This is a genomic window from Ralstonia sp. Ralssp135, assembly GCF_047304345.1.
GTDB classification, from domain to species: Bacteria; Pseudomonadota; Gammaproteobacteria; order Burkholderiales; family Burkholderiaceae; genus Ralstonia; species Ralstonia chuxiongensis.
This window is the reverse complement of record NZ_JBGLYZ010000030.1, coordinates 43,460-64,978: the sequence shown is the minus strand read 5'-3', so window position 1 is coordinate 64,978 and position 21,519 is coordinate 43,460. Positions and strand designations below refer to the sequence as shown.

Sequence of the window (21,519 nt, the reverse complement as noted above, 5' to 3'; positions counted from 1 at the left end):
ATTTGGGGGCCTAGGCGGGGGTCTAGGCTCCTAAGGGCCACCCGCAGTTCCGCCATACAGTTTTGACGCCCGCGGGGGGTAAAAAAAAAACGGCCGACAGTTTGGCCGCCTTTTTTTTTTGCCCGCGGTGCCGCCTCAGGTGTTCTTGAGCGCGCGGATGGTCGGCAGGTTGCGCCAGTAGCCCTTGGCGTCCATGCCGCAGCCAAACACGTAGCGGTCTGGCACGTTGAAGCCGCAGAAGTCCGGGTACAGCGGCTTGGACTTGCTGAGCGTCTTCTCGCACAGCACGGCGGAGTAGAACTCGGCGGCGCCCATGTCGATGATGCGCGAGCGGATGGCGGCCATCGTTTCGCCTTCGTCGAGGATGTCGTCCAGCACCAGCACCGTGCGGCCCTTGACCGACTCACGCGGTGCCACGCGCCACTGCATCTCGCCGCCCACCGTCTTGTTGTTGTAGCGAGAGAGGTGGATGTAGTCGAACTCCAGCGGGAAAGCCAGCTTGGGCAGCAGCATGCCGGTAAAGACAGCCGCGCCGCCCATCACGGACAGCACCATCGGGAAGGTGTCGCCGATCTTCTCGGTGATCTGTTCGGCCATGCGGTCCAGCGAGCCGCGCACGGCGTCTTCGCTGACGATTTCTTCGGAGTTGGCCCAGAGTTCGCGGGCCTGTTCTGCGCTCAGCATCGTGTCAGTTCGGTAAAACGGTTCGGTGTGTGGATCAAAGGTGCGATTCAGGAAGGAGGGTAGCCCGCTCAGCGGCCGCCGAACATCCCCTTCATGCCGCCTTTCATGCCGCCCATGGCGCGCATCATCTTCATCATGCCGCCGCCTTTGAGCTTTTTCATCATGCCTTGCATCTGCTCGAATTGGTTGAGCAGACGGTTGACTTCCTGCACCTGCACGCCCGCACCGGCGGCAATGCGGCGCTTGCGGCTCGCCTTGATGAGTTCGGGCTTGGCACGCTCGGCGGCCGTCATGCTGTTGATGATGCCTTCCATGCGGCGGACCTGCTTTTCCGCCTGGTCCATGTTGGCGCCCTGCGCCTGTTGCGCGAACTGTGCCGGCAGCTTGTCCATCAGGCTGCCCAGGCCGCCCATCTTCTTCATCTGGCCGATCTGGGCCTTGAAGTCTTCGAGGTCGAAGCCGCCGGTCTTCTTGATCTTGGCCGCAAGCTTCTGCGCCTCTTCCATGTCGACACCGCGCTGGGCTTCTTCCACCAGCGCAAGGATGTCGCCCATGCCCAGAATGCGCTGGGCCATGCGGTCGGGATAGAACGGCTCCAGCCCGTCGAGCTTTTCGGCCACACCGACGAACTTGATCGGCTTGCCCGTGATGTGACGTACCGACAGCGCAGCGCCACCGCGCGCATCACCGTCGAGCTTGGTGAGCACCACGCCGGTCAATGGCAGGGTGTCGTTGAACGCCTTGGCGGTGTTGACGGCATCCTGGCCGAGCATCGCGTCGACCACGAACAGCGTTTCGGCCGGCTTGAGCGTGGCGTGCAGCGCGGCGATCTCCTGCATCATCGCCTCGTCGATGCCGAGACGGCCGGCCGTATCGACGATCAGCACGTCGTGGTAGTGCTTCTTGGCCCAGTCCAGTGCTGCAGCGGCAATATCTACCGGCTTCTGGTCGGGCTGAGAGGGGAAGAAGTCCGCGCCGACCTGCTCGGAAACGGTCTTCAACTGGGCGATGGCGGCGGGGCGATACACGTCGCACGACACCGTCAGCACTTTCTTCTTCTTGTTTTCTTTGAGCCACTTGGCCAGCTTGCCGACCGTGGTGGTCTTACCCGCGCCCTGCAGACCGGCCATGAGGATGATCGCGGGCGGCGTGACGTTGAGGTTCAGCTCCGCCGCGCGGCCGCCCATGATGTTGTTGCCGACGCCTTCCAGCGCTTCCTGGCCGCCGATGATGGCCGTCAGTTCGCGCTGCACGATGCCGACCAGCGCCTGGCCAGGCGAAAGGCTCGTGATGACGTCTTCGCCGAGCGCTTTTTCCTTGACGCGAGCAATGAACTCACGCACGACCGGCAGCGCCACGTCGGCTTCGAGTAGTGCCAGGCGGACTTCGCGCAGCATCTCGGCGGTGTTGGCTTCGGTCAGGCGCGCTTCGCCGCGCATGGTCTTGACCACGCGCGCAAGCCGTTGGGTCAGGTTATCCAGCATGACAGTGACAGGGATCCGGAATTGGGAACGGGATGAAGAGGAGGCCGGCGCGCATTTGGCTTGCACCGGCAGGGAACGTGCTTAATGCGCGCATGTTGCGTTCCCGCCCAACGAGGCTTTCGGCGGGGGCAGGCCCCAGCCAAAACCGGGGTGCGCTGCGGTAAACTGTGCAAATGGCAATTGTACTGTATGCGCTGACGGCGCTTCTCTACGGCACCCTCGCTTCGGTAGCGTGGGCGCGACGCGGTGGACTGGGTGCCCAGGCCCCGGCGGGAGCCATGGCGGCAGGCGGTCAATCGCCGGGCGCCACGGTGCTCGTTCCGCCGCCCCCGGGCGCTGCCGACACTGTCCCGGCCTGGTGGCGCTGGGGTTTGCTGGCCGCCTTGATCGTGCACGGGTTCCTGCTGCACGAGACGATCTTCCCGGCCAGCGCCATGGTATTTGGCTTTGCCTATGCGCTTTCAGCCATGCTGTGGCTGGGCGTGGGCATTTTCTGGATCGAAAGCCTCTTCTTCTCGCTTGCCGGCCTCGGCCTGCTCGTGATGCCGGTGGCACTGATCGGAAGCCTGTTGCCGGTGGCCTTCCCTGGCACGCAAATTCTCGGCTATGCGGCCAGCCCGCTGTTCAAGCTGCACTTCGCCATTGCCAACGTCGCCTACGGGCTGTTCACGCTGGCGGCATTCCACGCGATCCTCATGCTGGCTGCAGAGCGCCGACTGCACACGATCAACCGGCCGGAGGCAAGTTGGTTCAGCCGCTGGCTGGATCTGCTGCCGCCGCTGCTTACGCTCGAAAAACTGCTGTTCCGCCTGATAGGCGCGGGCTTCGTGCTCTTGACGCTGACGATCGCCTCGGGCGTGCTGTTCTCCGAGCAACTGTTCCACAGCGCCTTCCATTTCGATCACAAGAACATCTTTGCCGTGCTGTCGTGGGCGATGTTCGGCGGCATCCTGATCGGTCGGCGTTTTCGCGGCTGGCGCGGGCGCGTGGCGCTGCGCTGGGTGATGGCGTCCTTTGCGATCCTGCTGCTGGCGTACGTGGGCAGCCGCTTCGTGCTCGAAGTCATCCTGCATCGCGCCTAGCGCGCCCCTGGCGCCTGCGCCGTTACCTGTCCTTGTCTGTTCTCCATGTCCCGTCCTGTCCTGCTGATCCTGATGCTGCTCGCCGGCTGGTGGTGGTTGAGCCGCCTTGGGACGCGCTCATCCCGCTCTTCTGGGCAGGGCCAGACAGCCCCGCGCGGGCAGGGCGCGGCCAAGCGCACTCCTGAGCCCCAGGCCTCGCAACCCATCGAGCAATGTGCCGTGTGCGGTGTGCATGCACCGCGCACCGGCATGATCGCGCTGCCGGGCGGCCGCTATCGCTGCCCCGAGCATGCTGACCGAGGCAACACATGACGCCCGAAGCGTCGGGTGCCGCGCGGGCAACGCCGTCCGCCGCGCGCAGCCTGCTCGCGCGCCTGAACGCCTGGCGCGCGCTCCGTTCGGTCTGGCTGGAGCCCGATCCGCCTGAATTCCAATGGCGCTTGCTGCGCTATTTCGCCTTCAGCCGCGCAGCCGTGGCGCTGGTGCTGTTGCTATTCGTGATGGTGCCGCGCGAGCACAACGACGCAGTCGGCCTGCCCAATAGCGACGCCCTGCTCAGCCTGACGCTGCCATATCTGGCGATGGCCCTGCTGATCCTGGCGGCGGCCGGCTGGTGGCGCACGCGATTCCAATTCCGCGTGCGACTGGACGTGGTGCTCGATCTGCTGTTCCTGGGGCTGGCGTATGCCGCGCTCTCCCGCCTGTCGGCTAGCGTGGCGATGGTGCTGCTGGTGCCCGTGCTGGCCGCCGGCGCCCTCACCAGCCTGCTGTTTGCGCTGTTCACAGCGGCCGTGGCCTCGATCGTGGTGCTGGCCGATCCGTTCCTGCAGATGATGAGCGACGGCGTGATTGCGCCGGGGCTGGCATCTGCCGGGCTGTACGGCCTGGTCTACATGATGGCCGCGTCGATGATGTACGGCCTGTCGCACCGCCAGATCGCGCAGGAACGTTTGACGATGGCCCGCGAGCGCGAGCTGCGCCTGCAACAGCTCGTCAACCGCCTGATGGTCTACGACATGCAGGACGGCGTGATGCTGGTGCGTGCCGATGGCCGCGTCGTTGCCGCCAACCCGGCCGCAGCCATGCTGCTGGGCGTGCCGCAGAGCGCGTTTGTCGGCAGCGGTGCGATGTTGTTTGACCTGAAGGACGTGCCGCACCTGCGCCCGCTGCTCGAAATGCTGCGCCAGTGGCTGCGCCGCAAGAGCCGTCCCACCGATGGCACCGGTGACGACGATGCACCGCGCATCCTCGACCTGCTGCCCATTGCCTCGGGCGGCCGGGGTGGCCGCGCCATGTTGAGCGCCCGCCTGCGCCTGCGCTTCATCCTGCCGAGCCTGGCCAACCTGCGCAGCGTCTATATGGATAGCCTCGTCAGCTCGATCGGCCTGGGCCTGCCGGGCGAGGGCGCCGAGATGCGTCCGCGTATTCCATCGGCCGAGGCCACCGCACAGGGCTGGTCGGTGGACGACGAAGCGTTTCTGCGCCACGAGTTGCATGACACCGTGCTGGTCCATGTGGAAAGCTGGGAGCGTGTGGCGGAGCAGGCGCAGCAGGAAAAGCTGGCCTCGATGGGGCGGCTGGTGGCCAGCGTCGCGCACCAGATCCGCAACCCGCTGGCCGCGATCAGCCAGGCCGCAGAACTGCTGGACGATCCGGGCGACGGCCAGGATGGCGGCGCACACGTGCGCCCGGAAAGCTCCGGCGTGGAGACGCGCCTGCTGCGCATCATCCGTGACAACGTGCGCCGGCTCGACCAGGTGGTCGCCGACGTGCTGATGCTCTCGCGCCGCCCGCGTGGCGAACGCGTGCGCGTGCAACTGGCGCAGGTGCTGCCGGAAGTCGTCGAGCGCTGGCGTGCCGAGGCCCTGCGCCGCGCAGGTGAAGCAACCGAGATCAACCCGAACCTCGTGCGCGTGGCGGTCGACCTGGACAAGCCCGTGCTGTTCGACCCGGCGCAGTTGCAGCAGGTCGTGGGCAACATGCTCGACAACGCGCTGCGCTATTGCCGCCGTGTGCCCGGTTCGATCCAGCTGGCGGCCTACGCGCTGGACGATACCCATGCCGAACTCGTGATCTGGAACGACGGCCCGGAAGTGCCGACCGAGCAGCAACGCAGTCTGTTCGAGCCGTTCTTCACGAATGACGCCCAAGGCACTGGCCTGGGCCTCTACATGGCGCGCGAGTTGTGTAGTGCCAACGATGCGCAGATCCGTTACGGCGCCATTGCACTGGAATCCTTGCTCGATCGCACCGGAGCGTTGACCATGGAGGCGCGCGACACGTTGCCGCGCCGCGCCTTCGTCATCACCCTGATGTTTGACCAACCTGCCTTGGCCGTAGCGGAATGATCTGCTGGCCGCGAATTTCTGCCGACCATCTGCTGATCCATGTCCAAAGCCGCCATCGTTCGCGAACCCATCCTCGTCGTCGATGACGAAGCCGACCTGCGCGAGCTGCTGGAGATTTCCCTGCGCCGCATGGGGCACGACGTCGTGCTCGCCAGCGGGCTGGCCGAAGCGCGCGAGGCACTCTCCCGCCAGCGCTTCGCGCTCGTGCTGACCGACATGCGCCTGGGCGATGGCCTGGGCATCGAGCTCGTGCGCCAGCTCTCTGCCACGGCAGATCGCACGCCGGTGGCCGTCATCACCGCTTATGGCAGCGCCGAGAACGCGGTCGAAGCGCTCAAGGCCGGCGCGTTCGATTACATCGCCAAACCGCTCTCGCTCGACCAGTTGCGCAGCCTCGTGCTCAACGCGCTGGGCCGCCAGCAACGCGATCCTGATCCCGGAAATGCCGACTTGGTGGAGCGCACCAACGACCTGCTGCCCGGCCATTCCGCCGCGATGCAGGAAGTGCGCCGTTCGCTGATGCGCCTGGCGCGCAGCATGGCGCCGGTGGTGATCAGCGGCGAATCGGGCAGCGGCAAGGAGCGTGCGGCGCGTGCCGTGCATGCGCTGTCTGCGCGTGCATCGCGGCCGTTTGTGGCGGTCAACTGCGGCGCGATTCCTGAGAACCTGATGGAAGCCGAGTTTTTCGGCTACGTGAAAGGCGCTTTTACCGGCGCCGACAGCGATCGCCAGGGTTTCTTCCAAGCGGCCAATGGCGGCACGCTCATGCTCGATGAGGTGGCCGACCTGCCGCTCACGATGCAGGTGAAATTGCTGCGTGCGTTGCAAGAGCGCCGCGTGCGCAAGATCGGCGAGAGCCGCGAAGACCCGGTCGACGTGCGCGTCGTTTGCGCCAGCCACCAGAACCTTGCGCGGCTGGTGGCCGCCGGCCGTTTCCGCGAAGACTTGTTCTACCGCCTGAACGTGCTGGAACTGCGCATGCCCACGCTGCGCGAGCGGACCGAAGATGTGCCCGTGCTGGCCGGCGTGCTGCTCGAACAGCTCGCCAGCCGCTACGGCGACCCGCGCCCCAAGCGCCTGACCCGTCCGGCGCTGCAGCAACTGTGCGCGTACCCGTTCCCGGGCAACGTGCGCGAGCTGGAGAACCTGCTGGAGCGCGCCTACGCCTTTGCGGAAGGCGAGTCGATCGACGTGGATGACCTTGGCGCGCTGGGCGCCGAGATCGAGCGCTCGCCGCTGTTTCACCGCACGCGCGAGGCGCAGGCTGCCGCAGCGGCCCATCACCCGATGTCGCCGCCGATGACAAGCTGGCCTGATGCCGTCTACATGCCGTCGCCGGTGCCAAGCCCCTTGGGGATGCCGCAACCGGTGGCACAGCCCGAGCCGGCCCCCGTAGCGCAGCCGGCGGAGCCGTCGCTGCCGAGCGTGGCATTGCCGATCGATCTGCCGGCCTATCTGGAGTCGGTTGAGCGCAACGTGATCCTGGCCGCGCTGGACCAGACGGGCTTTAACCGCACGGCGGCCGCCAAGCTGCTCGGACTGTCGTTCCGCCAGTTGCGCTATCGCATGCAGCAACTTGGCATTCGTGACCCGCGCGACATTGAAGCGCCGTCTGGCGGGGTGGGTGAACCCGCCGAAAATGGGTTGAACGGCGATGCCTGAACGGTTGCATATCGGCGCTGACGGATGGGTCGATGGCGCGTGCCGGCATCCGTCGCCGAATATCGACGCGCGGCCCGAAGGCATGCCGATCGACCTGATCGTGCTGCACAACATCAGCCTGCCGCCTGCGCAGACCGCGGCGGACTTCGGCACCGAGCACGTGCTCAACTTCTTTACCAACACGCTCGACTGCGACGCGCATCCGTACTTCGATCAGCTGCGCGGCGTGCGCGTGTCGGCGCATTTCTTCATCCGCCGCACGGGCGAATGCGTGCAATTTGCATCGTGCGATGCGCGCGCGTGGCATGCCGGTGCGTCGGACTTTTTCGGCCGCACGCGCTGCAACGATTTCTCGATCGGCATCGAAATCGAGGGCACCGACGATCTGCCCTTCACGCCCGAGCAGTACGCCACCACGGCGTCGCTGGTGCGGGCGATCTGCGCGGCGTATCCCATTACGGCGATTGCCGGGCACTCGGACATTGCACCGGGCCGCAAGACCGATCCGGGGCCGCATTTCGACTGGGCGCATCTGCGGGCGCTCGGCGGGTTCAACGCGGCGCTGTTTCCGTATCAGCACGCGCTCTGACGCGACAACCCCCTGACGCCTCACGGTCTGCAGCTCACGTGCGAGGGTAAAACCGTGGAGTGTCACCCTCGAAGACTCAGGCGCGAGGGTGAAACTGTGGAACGTCAATGTCCAGGTATCGCGCGCGAGCCTAAAACCGTGGAATGCCGCAGTCCGAGGGTCGCGCACGAGGGTAAAACTGTCGATGTCTCCACTGTTTGAGGCTCACGCACGACAGTAAAACAGTGGAGCGTCATGGTCCGAGGCTCGAGTGCGAGTGTGAAACCGTGGAGCGCGATCGTCCGAGGTTCATTCCGTCGATGAATCCGCGAACGACACCATGGTCTGAGGCTCGCGCACGACTGTCGGACCTCGGAGCACGGCGGTCTGAGCCCCGCGCGCGTGGGTAAACGCCTCGAGCGTCGTGGTGTGAAGCCCAAGCGTCGGGGTGAAACCGCGGCGTTCGACCCTCCGAGGCCGACACGTCGCGGGCCGCACGCCCTACGCACGCGCCGAAACGCAAGCGGGCAGCCTCCTTTCGGGGGCCGCCCGCATCTTCCCTTGCTTCTCTTTCTACTTCGCGACCTGCCTCAGGCGCCCATCGCCGGGTCGGACACGCTGTCCTTGCCCGTTTCCATGCGGCCGGCAAAGCGCCGCGTGAAGCCGCCTTGCGGCACCGTCACCGTAAAGTCGTACCAGTTGCCCTGGCGCGCGATCGGCCAGTGCTGGTCGAGCTGCTTGCCAGCCGGGATGTCGAACGTCCACGGGCCGTCGGTGCGGTAGGCGTTGGGTTTGACGGTGAAGGTGCAGCCGGCGGTGCCGGTGTTCATCATCGTCACGTAGACCTCGGCGTTGGCCAGGTCGTAGCAGACGCGGATTTCCGGTGCGCTTGATCCCGCTGCCGACATGGCACTCACATCGCCCGAGAACGCGCGGTGGAAGCCGTTGGGGCCGAGCACCCACAGGTCGTACTTGCCCTTGTCTGCCGTGAAGACGTCCCACGCATCGTCGAGCATCTTGCCGGGCTCGACCGCATAGCGGCGCGGCACGCGGTCCAGATGCAGGCGGTCGTACACGTGGAAGACGGCGGCGGCCGTGCCGGTGTTGCTGAAGATGAGACGCAGCGCGCGGTTGGTGGCGTCTTCGCGCGCGCTGACATGCAGCTCGTACGGCAGGGCGCGCGAGGGGCGGGTGCCGGTGGCTTGTGTCGGCATCTGCTGCGCCGTCACCGAGGGCAGCGGCACTTGCGGCTGCAACCCTTGCGCGGTGCGGATGGAGTCGGCGGTTGCCTTGTCGCGGCTGGGCAGCGTCGGCAGCGTTTCGTTGTTCGGGTTGACGAAGTTGAAGGCGCTGGTCAGGTCGCCCAGCACGGCGCGACGGTATGCGCTGATGTTCGTCTCCTTGACGTTGAAGCGCAGTTCCAGGAAACGCAGCACCGAGGTGTGATCGAACGCCTGCGAGTTGACCCAGCCGCCGCGGCTCCACGGCGAGACGATGTACATCGGCACGCGCGGTCCGGGGCCATACGGGTGTTGGTCCGTGTGGTATTCGCCGGCCGTGCTGACCGTCGATTTGCCGGCCAGCACGCCGTTGTCATAGGCGGGGGCTGCGGGCGGCGGTACGTGGTCGAAGAAGCCGTCGTTTTCATCGAAGTTGATGAACAGCACGGTCTTGCTCCACACGGCCGGGTTGGCGGTGAGCGCGTTGAGCACTTCCTGCGTGTACCACGCGCCCTGCACGGGGCTCGACGGACCGGGGTGCTCGGAATACGTGGCCGGTGCCACGATCCACGACACCTGCGGCAGAAGGCCTGCGGCGATGTCGTCCTTCAAGGCCTGCAGGAAGCCGCCGTCGGGCATGGTGTTGCCGACGCCCTTGATGAGCGGGCTGACGGTTTCGTCGGCCGGCGTGTACGGTGGGAACGGGCTGCCGTCGGCCAGGTTGCCACGCGCGGTGTTGGCATCGCGGTAGGCCTTGAAGCCCGCGAGCGGGTTGTCGGTGAAGTTGTCCGGCATGTTCTGGTAGACCTTCCACGACACACCGGCAGCCTGCAGGCGTTCCGGGTAGGTCTTCCAGTTGTACGTGACGCCGGCGTCGAGGTGGTCGCCGCTGTTGTCGATGACCGGGCCGCCTGCAGCGCCCGTCGGGTCGTTCGTGCCCGTCCAGTGGAACAGGCGGTTGGTGTTGGTGCCGCCGTGGAACGAGCAGTGGTACGCATCGCACAGCGTGAAGGCGTTGGCCAGCGCGAACTGGAAGTCCAGCTCGGCCTGCTTGTAATAGCCCATCGACTGCGTCTGCTTGTAGGTCGGCCACTTGCTCATGCGGCCGAGGTCCCATGCGTTTTGGGCATCGGGGTAGCTGTGCGGCGTGCCCGAGACGCGCTGCGCGTTGCCGGCGCTGCTGTCGAGGTAATACGGCAACACTGTGCGGCTCGGCCCGCTGCTTGGCACGTAGGTCTGCTGCCAGACGTTCAGCCCGCCGGCCAGCGGGATGGGGAAGCGGTCGCCGAAGCCGCGCACACCTTGCAGCGTGCCGAAGTAGTTGTCGAACGAGCGGTTCTCCTGCATCAGGATCACCACGTGTTCAATGTCGCGCATCGTGCCGGTGGCGTTGTTGGCGGGAATCGCCAGCGCACGGCGGATCGACGGCGGGAAGGCGGCGAGCGCGGCGGCGGAAATCGCGCCCGTGCTGGCCATCTTGAGGAAGTTGCGGCGGCTGCCGTTGTTGGCGTGGTTCGTGTCGGAAGTCATGTCGGTCTCAAACGCAAGTCGATGGGAAGCCGCGCGTTACGGAGCGCAGTGCAGGGTCGGCTTGTTGGCCGGCGGCTGGCCGGGTTGATCCGGCTGGGCGGCGCCAGGGCCCGTGCTCGGCGCGCCGTCGTTCGAATCGCCGCCGCAGGCTGTCAACGACAAGGTGGCGGCGCACAGCAGCACGGCGGCCAGCCAGTGCGGCCGCGCGAGAGGGTTGATGAAGGGCTTCATGAGCGATCTCGTTCGGGTTGGGGGAGGGGATCAGGGGTTCAGCGACGACAGCGGCTGGTGCGAGCCGTTGATCGTCTTGAGTTCGTCCAGCGTCAGCCGGCGCGTCCACATGGCGAGGTCGTCGTAGGCCATCACGCCCTTGAGCGAGCCCGGGTTGTTGGGCACGTAGTTGTGCGTGGCGTCGTCGTTCAGGCCCCAGACCTTGGTGGCCAGGCCATTGAGCTTGGTGACGTCGGTATTGGCGATGGCCTTGTCTTCCACCTTCTGCACGCCGAGTACCGGGTCAAGGATGTAAGCGCTGAAAAGCTTGGCCTGCGCGTCGACCGACAGGGCGAGATAGGCCCACTGGTTGGCGCTGAACTTCATGCCCTGGATGTCGTCGCGCTTGCCGCCGCTGCCCAGGTTGAAGCGCACTTCGCAGCCGCCCCACAATCCGATGGCGATGCCCGCATTGGAGCCGGAGTAGTAGTCCTTGTTGGCGAGGATCGGCTCGCCGGTGCCGTTGCCCTGCGTGCAATCCGACTTGAACCAGAAGCCAATCGTGAACTGCGGGCTCAGCGCGATGTCGGCGCCGTTCTGCGTGAGCTTGTAGGCGTCGATGCGCGAGTCGACCGAAAGCGCCGTGCCGCCAAACGGGTCGGTTACCGCAGAACCGCCGTCGGCGCCTGCCACCCACGGGCCGATCGTCGAACTGGCTTTACGGTCAGTTGGCGGCAGCGGATCGAAGCTGTAATACGTGGCCAGGCCGTTGGTGAGCGACGTCGCCAGCGGCGTCGGCGCAACGTAGGCGATCTGCGCAAGCATCGACACCGGCACGTTGTTGCGCACCAGCGTGTAGTTGATGCGGTAGATGCCACTTGCGGTGGCGATGTTGCTGTCGGTGTACTGCGTGGCCGTGGCGGGCAGCGTGGCAACCGGCTTGCCGTCGCGCAGCACGGTGATGGGGCCGCTCGCTGCTGTCGGGTTCTGCCAGTTCAGCACCAGCGATGCGCTGTACGCGCCCACAGTGCTCTGGAGGTTGCGCACGCCGATCGCGTTGGCGGTGAGCGCCGCGCCATCCAGCTTGTGGGCGGTAGCCGGCACGGCGGCGTTCAATTGCGCCAGCACGGTCGGCACGATGTCAGCCTCGCTCGGCAGGGCCGCCAGCGTGGCTTCCGACGTGGGCGCGGCCATGCCGTTCTTGCCGAGCACCGGATTGACGCTCTTGTTCAGTGCAATGAACGCGGTGCGGTTTTCCAGCGTCGGCGCCGACGTGGTGGCACCCGTGGTGTCCAGGCCGTGGCTCGTGGTGACGACAACGAGCCAGTCTTCGTTCGGGTTGGCGGTGCGGCGCTGGGCGATGGCGGCTTGCAACGTGCCCAGCGCCTGATCGACGTTGGCCAGCGCAGCCGCGTACGCATCGCTTTGCAGGCCCGAGGCCAGCGCAGCGGCGGCCGGCGCGGTGAATTGCGCGAAGACGACGTCGTAGCCGGACTGCACCAGCTTCACGCTGTTCTGCGTCACGCAGGTGTCCACCTGGGCGCAGTCGACGAGCGTGTCGAGATTGCCGGCTTGCTGATCCGCCTTGAGCAGCGCGGGCAGTACGGCCGAACTGACGGCGGCGCCCAGGCGTTGCGTGGTGCCGGCCGCCTTGGCGGCGCTGCGCGCATAGCTGAAGACGCTCGGGGCGGCCAGGGTGGTGACGGTGTCGTCCGTCACGCTGTGGCGGTTCTGCCAGGTGCCGGTCAGCACGGTGGCCCAGCTGGGTGTGTCCAGCGGCGGCTGGGCGGTGGTGGTGCCCAGCGTGCCACCCGTCGAAGCCGGCACCACCGACAGGGCGCCCAGATTCGGCAAGCTGCGCTGCAGGAGCGCGCTCTGCACCTGCGCATAGGTGGCACCGTCCACCCCGACCACCAGCACTTTCTTGCTGGCGCCGGTGGTCGGCGCATCCGTGTTGCCCTGGTTGGCGATGGGGCTGCCGTCGCCGCCGCCGCATGCGGTCAAGGTGGTCGCCAGCGTAGCGGCCACCGTCGTGCCCAGCGCAGCCGTCAGCAGGCGGCGGGCGGGTTGATTCCAAGCCATGTCGATTTCCTCGGTCGTTGTGTGCGGCGCTCCGTGTCCCGCCGCTGTGATTGCGCTCCCTGCAATGCGACCGAAGCGTAGGGTTGGGGCCTGTCGCTCAAGTGACAGCCGCGGCAAGAATGCTGATGCGGCTATTCGGATTTCTTGAGCGGGGGAATGTCGAGGAATGCCCCGGGGCGCGGCACGCGTGCACCGGTGCAGTGCGCGGCACACGTGCCCCTACCGTAGATGAGGTGACGTCTATTGAGCTTGCGACGTCGATAGAAAGAATTATTCTGAAGAGGCGGTCATTGCGACGCCGCACGCCAGCCCCGCCGACCCGTTGTGCTGCCTGGGGTGGCGGGTTTGCGGCACTGCATATGCGGGTGAAAAATAGTCCTCTGCCCCCACCTGTCAAGTCTAGGCAAATTCGATTGGGCCACTATACTTAGCGTCAATCCCGGAGTTGGACACTAGATGTAGTGGTCGCTTTCCGGGATTCTTATTTCAGCGCCACGCGGGGGCGAGCGTACGGCAGGTCGAGCCGGCGCTTGGGGGCTGAGGAAAGGCAGGGGTCTTTTCCGTCTCATTTCTCCGCGTAGCGCAAGGATTCGCCCAGGGTGCTTCACCCCCGGCGCGCCAATAAAACGAACGGTTCAACAGGAGTCCACATGCAGACGGCCCAACCAGAAATCCACTCCGGCACCGCCCACCCCTCCCAATTTGCGCAAAGCGCTGGCGGCACGGCCGCTGCCCCCAGCACTGGCTACGCGGACTACAAGATCATCCGCCGCAACGGCGCCGTGGTCAGCTTCGAGCCTTCGAAGATTGCCGTGGCCATGACCAAGGCCTTCCTCGCCGTGAATGGCGGGCAAGGTGCTGCTTCCGCGCGTGTGCGCGAGCTGGTCGACCAACAAACGCAGAACGTGGTGCGCGCACTGCTGCGCAGCCGCCCGAACGGCGGCACGTTCCATATCGAAGACGTGCAGGACCAGGTGGAACTGGCCCTGATGCGCTCGGGCGAGCACGACGTGGCCCGCGCCTACGTGCTGTACCGCGAGCGTCGCGCCCAGGAGCGCGCGCAAGCCGGCGAAACCCAGCAGCAACCGGCCTTCATCGGCCTGAACGTGACCGACGGCGGCATCACCCGCCCGCTGGACATGGCAGCGCTGCGCAACGTGATCGTCTCGGCCTGCGAAGGTCTGGGCGAAGCGGTGGACCCGGAGCCGATCCTCAAGGAAACGGTCAAGAACCTGTATGAAGGCGTGCCGATGACGCAGGTGTACGACTCGGCCATCCTGGCCTCGCGTACCCTGATCGAAAAGGACCCGGCATATAGCCAGGTCACGGCGCGCATCCTGATGCACACGATCCGCCGCGAGATCCTCGGCGAAGAAGTCACGCAAGCCGAAATGGGCGCGCGTTACATCGACTACTTCCCGCAGTTCATCAAGCGCGGCATCAACGCCGAGCTGCTCGACGACAAGCTGGCGCAGTTCGACCTGGCTCGCCTGGGTGCGGCGCTGGACGCCTCGCGCGACTTCCAGTTCAACTACCTCGGCCTGCAGACGCTGTACGACCGCTACTTCCTGCACATCAACGAAACCCGCATCGAGATGCCGCAGGCGTTCTTCATGCGCGTGGCGATGGGCCTGGCGCTGAACGAAATCGACCGCGAAGCCCGCGCCATCGAGTTCTACCAGCTGCTGTCGTCGTTCGACTTCATGTCGAGCACGCCGACGCTGTTCAACTCGGGCACGCGCCGCTCGCAGCTCTCGTCGTGCTACCTGACCACCGTGTCGGATGATCTGGACGGCATTTACGAGGCGCTGAAGGAAAACGCGCTGCTCTCCAAGTTTGCTGGCGGCCTGGGCAACGACTGGACCAACGTGCGCGCACTCGGCTCGCACATCAAGGGCACCAACGGCAAGAGCCAAGGCGTTGTGCCGTTCCTGAAGGTGGTCAACGACACGGCTGTGGCCGTGAACCAGGGCGGCAAGCGCAAGGGCGCTGTCTGCGCGTACCTGGAAACGTGGCACCTGGACATCGAAGAATTCCTGGAACTGCGCAAGAACACCGGCGACGACCGCCGCCGCACGCACGACATGAACACGGCGAACTGGATTCCCGACCTGTTCATGAAGCGCGTGATGGAAGGTGGCGAGTGGACGCTGTTCTCGCCGTCCACCTGCCCGGACCTGCACGACAAGGTTGGCAAGGCATTCGAGCAGGCCTACCTGGCTTATGAAGACAAGGTCGCGCGCGGCGAGATCAAGCTCTTCAAGAAGATGCCGGCGCTGCAACTGTGGCGCAAGATGCTGGGCATGCTGTTCGAAACCGGCCACCCGTGGATCACGTTCAAGGATCCGTGCAACATCCGCAGCCCGCAGCAGCACGTGGGCGTGGTGCACAGCTCCAACCTGTGCACGGAAATCACGCTGAACACCAACGACAGCGAAATCGCCGTGTGCAACCTGGGTTCGGTCAACCTGGTCGCTCACCTGATCAAGCAGGCGGACGGCAGCGTGGTGCTCGATCACGAGAAACTGAAGAAGACCGTGCGCACGGCTATGCGCATGCTCGACAACGTGATCGACATCAACTACTACGCGGTCAAGAAGGCACGTGACTCCAACCTGCGCCACCGTCCGGTCGGCATGGGCATCATGGGCTTCCAGGACGCGCTGCACGTGCTGCGTGTGCCGTACGCCAGCGATGCTGCGGTGCAGTTTGCCGACACTTCGATGGAAGCCGTGTGCTACTACGCCTACCTGGCGTCGACCGAGCTGGCTGAAGAGCGTGGCCGCTACAGCAGCTACAAGGGCTCGCTGTGGGATCGCGGCATCCTGCCGCAAGACTCGCTCAAGCTGCTGGCCGAAGAGCGCGGCGGCTATCTGGAAACGGATATGTCGTCGACGATGGACTGGGACAGCCTGCGCGGCCGCATCAAGCAGTTCGGCATGCGCAACTCGAACTGCGTGGCGATTGCCCCGACGGCGACGATCTCCAACATCATCGGCGTGTCGGCCTGTATCGAGCCGACGTACCAGAACCTGTACGTTAAGTCGAACCTGTCGGGCGAGTTCACGGTGGTCAACGACTACCTGGTGCGCGACCTGAAGGCACGCGGCCTGTGGGACGAAGTGATGGTCGCCGACCTGAAGTACTTCGACGGCTCGCTGGCCCGCATCGACCGCATCCCGCAAGACCTGCGCGACCTGTACGCAACGGCTTTCGAAGTGGAGCCGCAATGGCTGGTGGAAGCTGCCTCGCGTCGCCAGAAGTGGATCGACCAGGCGCAGTCGCTGAACATCTACATGGCCGGCGCGTCGGGCAAGAAGCTGGACGACACGTACAAGCTGGCGTGGCTGCGTGGCCTGAAGACCACGTATTACCTGCGCACGATCGGCGCCACGCACGTCGAGAAGTCGACCGTGTCGCGCGGCACGCTGAATGCGGTGTCGTCGGGTAGCGATACGGGCGGTGTGTCGGCTGCAGGTGTATCCGGCGTGACTTCGGCCGCACCGACCAGCGCGCTGGATGCCGCTGCCGCCACCGCGCAGGCCATGCCGGAAGCTGAAGGCGCCGTGTGCACGATGCGCCCGGGCGACCCCGGTTTCGAGGAATGCGAAGCCTGCCAATAAGTCAAAACAGTGTCTGAGGTTGCTCCCGCGCAAGCGGGGGCGCCGTGACCTGAACGACACTGGACTCGCGCTCCAAAAGAGCGGGAGCGACGAGCAAAGAATTAGGAGAAACACATATGCTGAGCTGGGACGACGACGTCAAGCCTGCCGCACAACCTTCGGCTGCACCGCAGCCGGTGTATCAACCGCAGCCGCAACTGCAAACGGCCACCGCTGACCAGGGCGGCGTGCTGCCTCCGTCGGCCACGGCCGCCGCCGTCGGCACTGGCATTCTCGGCAATAACCCGAACGCCGCGGCCGCACAGAGCAACCGCCGCGTGAACGCCGCCGACAAGCGCGTCATCAACGGTGCCACCGACGTCAACCAGCTGGTGCCGTTCAAGTACAAGTGGGCCTGGGAAAAGTACCTCGCCGGTTGTGCGAACCACTGGATGCCGCAGGAAATCAACATGTCGCGCGACATCGCGACGTGGAAAGACCCGAACGGCCTGACCGAAGACGAGCGCCGCATCATCAAGCGCAACCTGGGCTTCTTCGTGACGGCCGATTCGCTGGCTGCCAACAACATCGTGCTGGGCACGTACCGCCAGATCACCGCGCCGGAATGCCGCCAATACCTGCTGCGCCAGGCGTTTGAAGAGGCGATCCACACGCACGCGTATCAGTACATCGTTGAGTCGCTGGGCCTGAACGAGGCCGAGATCTTCAACGCGTACCACGAAGTGCAGTCGATCCGCGACAAGGACGAGTTCCTGATCCCGTTCATCGACACGCTGACCGATCCGTCGTTCAAGACCGGCACGCCCGAGAACGATCAGAAGCTGCTGAAGTCGCTCATCGTCTTCGCCTGCATCATGGAAGGCCTGTTCTTCTACGTCGGCTTCACGCAGATCCTGGCGATGGGCCGTCAGAACAAGATGACCGGTGCCGCCGAGCAGTACCAGTACATCCTGCGCGACGAGTCGCTGCACTGCAATTTCGGTATCGACCTGATCAACCAGATCAAGCTGGAGAACCCGCACCTGTGGACGGCCGAGTTCAAGGCTGAGATCACGGAGCTGTTCAAGAAGGCTGTCGACCTGGAATACCGCTACGCAGAAGACACCATGCCGCGCGGCGTGCTGGGCCTGAACGCGCCGATGTTCAAGGGCTACCTGCGTTTCATCTGCAACCGTCGCTGCCAGCAGATCGGCCTGGACGCGCTGTTCCCGAACGAAGAAAACCCGTTCCCGTGGATGAGCGAGATGATCGACCTGAAGAAGGAGCGCAACTTCTTCGAGACGCGCGTGATCGAGTACCAGACCGGCGGCGCGCTGTCCTGGGAGTGATCTGAGCCACCCGCTCGACCCGCATCAACGCAAACAGCAGGCGACGCACAAGCGTCGCCTGTTTGCATTTTGGGGTGGCCGATTCACGTTTGTGCGGTTGCGCCGCGCCTGTCGGGCATGGCACGCTGCGGCTACCACTGCCCTTGGATTCCCGCCATGACGGTCGAAGCTTTCTTCTCGCAGACCTACGATGAAGCGCGCGGCAAGTTCCTCGCCGCCGCTCAGACCCGCGGGCTCCGCATCGAGCGTCATCTGCATCCAGATGTGGTCGGGCCGTCCGACGAGCAGCTTTCCATCGACACCGCGCTGCTTGCGCCGGCGCAGGCCCAGACGCTGCTGATCGTCACCTCCGGCGTCCATGGTGTGGAGGGGTTCTGCGGCTCCGGTTGCCAGACCGGCCTGCTGCGAGACGACGAACTGTTCGCGCGGCTGGCGGCTGCCAACGTAGCGCTGCTGCTGGTGCACGCGGTCAATCCGTATGGGTTTGCGCACCTGCGGCGCGTGAATGAAGACAACGTTGACCTGAACCGCAACAGCGTCGACTTTGCCGAGGCCGCTTCCGCCAACCCGGCCTATCTTGAAGTCGATCCGCTTTTGCTGCCGCGCGTGTGGCCGCCCAGCCAAGCGGATCAGGCAGCGTTGCAGCACTACATGGTCACCCGCGGCGAGAAAGCCCTGCAGGACGCCGCCACGAGCGGCCAATACCGCGTGCCGGACGGCATGTTCTACGGCGGCAGCGCGCCGTGCTGGAGCACGCTGCAGATGCGCGGGATCGTGTCGCGGCATGCGGCCGGCATGTCGCGCCTCGTGTGGATCGACCTGCATACCGGGCTCGGCCACTACGGCCACGGTGAGAAGATCTTCAACAGCCCCGATCCAGCCGAACTGGAGCGCGCCGTGCGCACCTGGGGCGCCGATGTTCGGCCGATTGCGGCGGCAGGTTCGGTCTCGTCGGTCGTCAAGGGCGATCTGGTCGGCATCGCGTACGAACTGCTGCCAGGCATCGAGAAGACCTGCGTGACGCTGGAGTTCGGCACGCTCGCGCCGCTGGCGGTGCTGCAGGCGCTGCGCGCCGACCATTGGCTGCATCGCCATCCGGAGCAGGGCGCCGCGCAACGCGCCGGCATTCGCCAGGCGCTACGCGATGCGTTTTATTGCGACGTGCCGGAATGGAAGGGGATGGTCTACGCGCAGACGCGCATGGCTGTTCTGCAAGCGCTGGCGCGGTTTTCCGGCTAGGGCGTCAGGCGACGCCGGCAGGATCAGGTGAAGGCTTGGGCGCCCGCACCGTCAGCGCACAACCCGCCGACGCGGCGATGATGGCCAGAATTGCCACCCATTGGCGCCCGGTTAGCTGCTCGTGCAGCACGATGGCCCCGGCTAGCGCGCCGATGGCCGGTTCCAGGCTCAGCAGCACGGAAAACGTCTTGCCCGGCAGGTGCTTGAGCGCCACCATCTCCAGCGAATACGGGATCGCGCTGGACAGCAGCCCGATGCCCAGTCCAGCCAGAATGAGCGAGGGCGCAAGCAGTGCCGACCCCGCCTGCGCCACCCCAAACGGAATCGCAAACAGCGCACCGACCAGCATGCCGATCGACGTAGCCTGGCCCGCATGCAGGCCGCCGAGGTTCTTGCCGGTCAGGATGTAGAGCGCCCAGCACACGCCGGCGGCCAGCGCATACATCGCGCCCAGGTGGTCAACCTGACCGACCGACTTGTCGGCCACCGTCAGCATGAGCAAGCCGACCACCGCCAGCCCGATCCACACGAAATCCAGCGCGCGGCGCGACAGCAGCACGGCCAGCACCAGCGGCCCCGTGAATTCGATGGCGATCGCAATGCCGATCGGCAACCGCTGCAGCGACAGGTAGAACAGCAGGTTCATGCTCGCCAGCGTGACGCCATACAGGGCGATGCGGCCGGCATCTGCGCGGCTCAGGTGCAGGCGCCACGGCCGCCAGAACGCCAGCAGGATCACCGCGCCAATCGTCACGCGATACGTGACCGTGCCCGCTGCGCCCAGCACCGGAAACAGCGTCTTGGCAAACGAGTTACCAAGGCACACAGAGGCCATCGAACCCATCAGCGCGAGGATGGGCATCCAGGGGGAGGTTGTTGTTGTGGAAGCGGCGGAGGCGGGAGCAGCGGAAGACATGGGCGACAGCGGGGGGCGGCAGGAAGCGCAGCAGGGCAACGCCACAGCATAGCCGCGCACCGCTGAGAAATCGTTGCGTTCTCGGCGGCGCGGGCGTCGCTTTTTATCGAATTGGCGTGCTTACAGGGCAGCCGCGCTGGGGCGGATCACGTCGATCAGCAACACGCGCAGGCCTTCGCGCTCGCCATCGGGGCGCGGAGTTACGCCGCGCTGCGGGCGGGGGGCAGCGAGCGGTGCCGGGTCTTCGGCGCTCATGCCAAAGACGGCGAGTCTGGACGCCGCGATGCGCTGCAGCGTGCCGCGCACACCGGGCACGTCGAGGTCTTCAGGGTCGAAGCCGGTGGTGGCCGTCCAGTCGTCGCGGGCGATGTCCTGCAGGCCGTTGGCCATCTCGAACTGCAACGACGCCCCAAAACCCTTCTGCAACGAGTGCGAGCCCAGCAGGTATTCCGCCGTCAGGAAGCCGCGCAGCCGCGTCCAGAACGCCAGCGAGCTGATATTGCCGCTCTTGAGCGCGTGGCTCGGGGCGACTTCCCAGCTGTGGTCGAGCAGTCTGTTGATGAGGCGGCCCCAGGTCGGCACATCGGTGCCGGCGGAGCAATCTTCGCCGGGGCCTTCCGGGCGTGCGAGCTGGCGAAGCAGGCCGGTGAACGAACCGGAACTGGGTCGTGTGCCGCCGGCTTGCGCGCCCGACGGCCAGCGCCATTGCAGCGGCGAAGCCGGCCGTGCGCCAGGCCATTGCGCGTACTGCTGCAGGCCCGTGCAGGGCGTCAGGTAGCGCCATTGACGCTGGTCGCGGCCAACGCGGCGCAGCGGGTCCAGCTCGGCCGACAGGTCGAACTTGCCCAGGAAGGTTGCGTTGCGCGACTTGATCGGCGAACGCGCATAGACGTTGAAGTCGGGCCAGCCTTCGTACAGGTTGATCTGCGGTAGCGCGTGGTGCTTGTCGAGCGCATCGTCGGGCTGATCGATGCGGCGGCTGGTAAGAAACAGCGCGCGGCAATCGAGCGTCGGCACCGCGCCGCGCAGGCGCAGCAGCACGAGCAGATCGCCGAATTCCGCTGGGCGGGCTTCCGCGCGCGCCGGATAGGCGTGCGGCTGTTCTTCGGGCCAGAAGGTGGTCAGGCGCAGGGCCGAACCCGGGAACGCACTGCGCAATCCCTGCCGGAGCAGCCGTAGGCCATCAGCGTGGCGCAGGATGCGCAGGACGGAAAGATCGTCGCGCAAGGCGGCATCGGGGTGGGGCGCGCGGCCGCCGTGCTCTGCGGCCAGCGCAAAGCGCCACAGCGCGGTGTCGCTGGCCAGATCCTGTGCAGCGACATCGCGCACCGCACTGGAGCGGCCGCCGGACATCGGCTCATGGGCGTCGCCGGCGGTGTCTCCTGCTGCGGCGTAGACGCTGGTGGTCGACCCGGCAATCGCGCCAAAAGGGCCCCTGAATGGCGGCCGGTTGCGCTCGGGCATGGCTATTCCAACATTGTTTTATCGATTCTCTGGCGCGCAGCATAGCACCATGCGACACGCCAGAGAACGGCGCGGCGTC

General features: G+C 65.8%; 15 protein-coding genes. 8 read left to right on the top strand and 7 right to left on the bottom strand.

What is annotated here, in order from left to right; genetic code table 11:
- Window positions 1-135 precede the first annotated feature (135 nt).
- Window positions 136-684: a hypoxanthine-guanine phosphoribosyltransferase gene (locus ACCD03_RS19015; RefSeq protein WP_024979154.1), complete on the bottom strand. Its 549-nt coding sequence runs from the start codon at window positions 682-684 to the stop codon at window positions 136-138.
- Between the two features lie 68 nt (window positions 685-752).
- Window positions 753-2,168 (bottom strand): signal recognition particle protein, encoded by a 1,416-nt coding sequence (ffh, locus tag ACCD03_RS19010; protein WP_045204785.1) that lies wholly within the window; start codon window positions 2,166-2,168, stop codon window positions 753-755.
- A gap of 173 nt (window positions 2,169-2,341) precedes the next feature.
- Between ffh and ACCD03_RS19005 the strand changes: the two genes are divergently transcribed.
- From ACCD03_RS19005 to ampD, 5 genes are read left to right on the top strand one after another with little or no spacing between them, the layout of a single operon-like run.
- Window positions 2,342-3,250 (top strand): inner membrane protein YpjD, encoded by a 909-nt coding sequence (locus tag ACCD03_RS19005; RefSeq protein WP_325649624.1) that lies wholly within the window; start codon window positions 2,342-2,344, stop codon window positions 3,248-3,250.
- Window positions 3,251-3,295: 45 nt separating this feature from the next.
- The gene (locus ACCD03_RS19000; RefSeq protein WP_253543010.1) at window positions 3,296-3,562 is read left to right on the top strand and encodes a hypothetical protein; all 267 of its coding nucleotides are present in this window, start codon (window positions 3,296-3,298) and stop codon (window positions 3,560-3,562) included.
- On the top strand, window positions 3,559-5,598 hold the full coding sequence (locus ACCD03_RS18995) for an ATP-binding protein (protein ID WP_413412543.1): 2,040 nt from the start codon (window positions 3,559-3,561) through the stop codon (window positions 5,596-5,598). Before ACCD03_RS19000 ends, ACCD03_RS18995 begins: the two co-directional genes overlap by 4 nt.
- A 39-nt stretch (window positions 5,599-5,637) precedes the next feature.
- Window positions 5,638-7,260: a sigma-54-dependent transcriptional regulator gene (locus ACCD03_RS18990; protein ID WP_045204789.1), complete on the top strand. Its 1,623-nt coding sequence runs from the start codon at window positions 5,638-5,640 to the stop codon at window positions 7,258-7,260.
- Window positions 7,253-7,849 (top strand): 1,6-anhydro-N-acetylmuramyl-L-alanine amidase AmpD, encoded by a 597-nt coding sequence (gene ampD, locus ACCD03_RS18985; RefSeq protein ID WP_045204790.1) that lies wholly within the window; start codon window positions 7,253-7,255, stop codon window positions 7,847-7,849. Before ACCD03_RS18990 ends, ampD begins: the two co-directional genes overlap by 8 nt.
- A 569-nt stretch (window positions 7,850-8,418) precedes the next feature.
- Here the strand turns inward: ampD and ACCD03_RS18980 are convergent.
- From ACCD03_RS18980 to ACCD03_RS18970, 3 genes are read right to left on the bottom strand one after another with little or no spacing between them, the layout of a single operon-like run.
- Window positions 8,419-10,578 carry a phosphocholine-specific phospholipase C gene (locus ACCD03_RS18980; protein ID WP_325649170.1) on the bottom strand — a complete coding sequence of 720 codons (2,160 nt, stop codon included), beginning with the start codon at window positions 10,576-10,578 and terminating at the stop codon, window positions 8,419-8,421.
- A gap of 36 nt (window positions 10,579-10,614) precedes the next feature.
- A complete protein-coding gene (locus ACCD03_RS18975; protein ID WP_316671643.1) occupies window positions 10,615-10,809 on the bottom strand; it encodes a hypothetical protein in 195 nt (64 codons plus the stop codon).
- 30 nt (window positions 10,810-10,839) lie between these two features.
- Entirely contained in the window at window positions 10,840-12,870 is a 2,031-nt protein-coding gene (locus ACCD03_RS18970) for an alkaline phosphatase family protein (RefSeq protein ID WP_325649174.1), read from the bottom strand.
- 650 nt (window positions 12,871-13,520) lie between these two features.
- On the opposite strand from ACCD03_RS18970, the gene ACCD03_RS18965 reads away from it, so the two are divergent.
- From ACCD03_RS18965 to ACCD03_RS18955, 3 genes are all read left to right on the top strand, one after another.
- The gene (locus tag ACCD03_RS18965) at window positions 13,521-16,493 is read left to right on the top strand and encodes a ribonucleoside-diphosphate reductase subunit alpha (RefSeq protein ID WP_325649176.1); all 2,973 of its coding nucleotides are present in this window, start codon (window positions 13,521-13,523) and stop codon (window positions 16,491-16,493) included.
- A gap of 116 nt (window positions 16,494-16,609) precedes the next feature.
- Complete coding sequence (locus ACCD03_RS18960) at window positions 16,610-17,821, top strand: ribonucleotide-diphosphate reductase subunit beta (protein WP_045204795.1); 1,212 nt, start codon at window positions 16,610-16,612, stop codon at window positions 17,819-17,821.
- Between the two features lie 156 nt (window positions 17,822-17,977).
- The gene (locus ACCD03_RS18955) at window positions 17,978-19,060 is read left to right on the top strand and encodes a M14 family metallopeptidase (protein WP_413412542.1); all 1,083 of its coding nucleotides are present in this window, start codon (window positions 17,978-17,980) and stop codon (window positions 19,058-19,060) included.
- 4 nt (window positions 19,061-19,064) lie between these two features.
- On the opposite strand, the gene ACCD03_RS18950 is transcribed toward ACCD03_RS18955, so the two are convergent.
- Window positions 19,065-19,976: an EamA family transporter gene (locus tag ACCD03_RS18950; RefSeq protein ID WP_413412541.1), complete on the bottom strand. Its 912-nt coding sequence runs from the start codon at window positions 19,974-19,976 to the stop codon at window positions 19,065-19,067.
- A gap of 120 nt (window positions 19,977-20,096) precedes the next feature.
- Window positions 20,097-21,440 carry a hypothetical protein gene (locus tag ACCD03_RS18945; RefSeq protein ID WP_045204798.1) on the bottom strand — a complete coding sequence of 448 codons (1,344 nt, stop codon included), beginning with the start codon at window positions 21,438-21,440 and terminating at the stop codon, window positions 20,097-20,099.
- Window positions 21,441-21,519 lie beyond the last annotated feature (79 nt).

Bases quoted from the DNA above. Each gene is read 5' to 3' on its own strand.
- ACCD03_RS19015 (WP_024979154.1), bottom strand. From the start codon at position 684: ATGCTGAGCGCAGAACAGGCCCGCGAACTCTGGGCCAACTCCGAAGAA.
- ffh (WP_045204785.1), bottom strand. From the start codon at position 2,168: ATGCTGGATAACCTGACCCAACGGCTTGCGCGCGTGGTCAAGACCATG.
- ACCD03_RS19005 (WP_325649624.1), top strand. From the start codon at position 2,342: ATGGCAATTGTACTGTATGCGCTGACGGCGCTTCTCTACGGCACCCTC.
- ACCD03_RS19000 (WP_253543010.1), top strand. From the start codon at position 3,296: ATGTCCCGTCCTGTCCTGCTGATCCTGATGCTGCTCGCCGGCTGGTGG.
- ACCD03_RS18995 (WP_413412543.1), top strand. From the start codon at position 3,559: ATGACGCCCGAAGCGTCGGGTGCCGCGCGGGCAACGCCGTCCGCCGCG.
- ACCD03_RS18990 (WP_045204789.1), top strand. From the start codon at position 5,638: ATGTCCAAAGCCGCCATCGTTCGCGAACCCATCCTCGTCGTCGATGAC.
- ampD (WP_045204790.1), top strand. From the start codon at position 7,253: ATGCCTGAACGGTTGCATATCGGCGCTGACGGATGGGTCGATGGCGCG.
- ACCD03_RS18980 (WP_325649170.1), bottom strand. From the start codon at position 10,578: ATGACTTCCGACACGAACCACGCCAACAACGGCAGCCGCCGCAACTTC.
- ACCD03_RS18975 (WP_316671643.1), bottom strand. From the start codon at position 10,809: ATGAAGCCCTTCATCAACCCTCTCGCGCGGCCGCACTGGCTGGCCGCC.
- ACCD03_RS18970 (WP_325649174.1), bottom strand. From the start codon at position 12,870: ATGGCTTGGAATCAACCCGCCCGCCGCCTGCTGACGGCTGCGCTGGGC.
- ACCD03_RS18965 (WP_325649176.1), top strand. From the start codon at position 13,521: ATGCAGACGGCCCAACCAGAAATCCACTCCGGCACCGCCCACCCCTCC.
- ACCD03_RS18960 (WP_045204795.1), top strand. From the start codon at position 16,610: ATGCTGAGCTGGGACGACGACGTCAAGCCTGCCGCACAACCTTCGGCT.
- ACCD03_RS18955 (WP_413412542.1), top strand. From the start codon at position 17,978: ATGACGGTCGAAGCTTTCTTCTCGCAGACCTACGATGAAGCGCGCGGC.
- ACCD03_RS18950 (WP_413412541.1), bottom strand. From the start codon at position 19,976: ATGTCTTCCGCTGCTCCCGCCTCCGCCGCTTCCACAACAACAACCTCC.
- ACCD03_RS18945 (WP_045204798.1), bottom strand. From the start codon at position 21,440: ATGCCCGAGCGCAACCGGCCGCCATTCAGGGGCCCTTTTGGCGCGATT.